This is a genomic window from Achromobacter sp. RTa, assembly GCF_000757485.1.
Lineage (GTDB): Bacteria > Pseudomonadota > Gammaproteobacteria > Burkholderiales > Burkholderiaceae_B > Achromobacter.
In genome coordinates this window covers 123,558-124,186 of sequence record NZ_JPYO01000042.1, presented here as the reverse complement: position 1 = coordinate 124,186, position 629 = coordinate 123,558, and the positions used below count along the sequence as shown (strand labels likewise).

1 protein-coding gene is annotated in these 629 nt (G+C 67.9%); it reads left to right on the top strand.

The features are described from left to right. On the top strand, positions 1-629 hold a 629-nt coding region (locus JL37_RS30545), incomplete at both ends, for a phosphate acyltransferase (protein WP_255352921.1).

The following is a 629-nucleotide window of genomic DNA, read 5'->3' as shown; positions in this document are numbered from 1 at the left end:
CTCGGGCGCGTTCATGAAGCCGCTGTTCTCGGCGGCCAAGCGCATCGTGCGCGAAGGCGGCAAGGCCCGCATCGTGTTCACGGAAGGCGAGGATGAGCGCGTGCTGCGCGCGGTGCAGGTGGTGGTCGACGAAGGCCTGGCTCGTCCCATCCTGGTGGGCCGTCCCGCGGTGCTGCTGTCGCGCATCGAAAAGTTCGGCCTGCGGCTGCGCCTGGGCGAGGACGTCGAGGTGACCAACCCGGAATACGACGAGCGTTTCCACCAGTACTGGACGACGTACTGGGAGCTGATGTGCCGGCGCGGCATCACCAAGGAGATGGCGCGGGTGGAGATGCGCCGCCGCATGACGCTGATCGGCGCGATGATGGTGCGCCTGGGCGACGCCGACGGCATGGTCTGCGGGTCGGTCGGGGCGTACCACGACCACCTGCGTTTCGTGGACGAGGTGATCGGCCGCCGTCCGGGGCACAACGTGTACGCGGCCATGAACATCCTGCTGCTCAACGAGCGCACGGTGGTGCTGGTGGACACGCACGTGAACGATGAGCCCTCGGCCGAGCAGATCGCCGAGTTCACGGTGGCGGCCGCGAATGAGATGCGCCGCATGTACCTGGCGCCCAAGGTGGCGT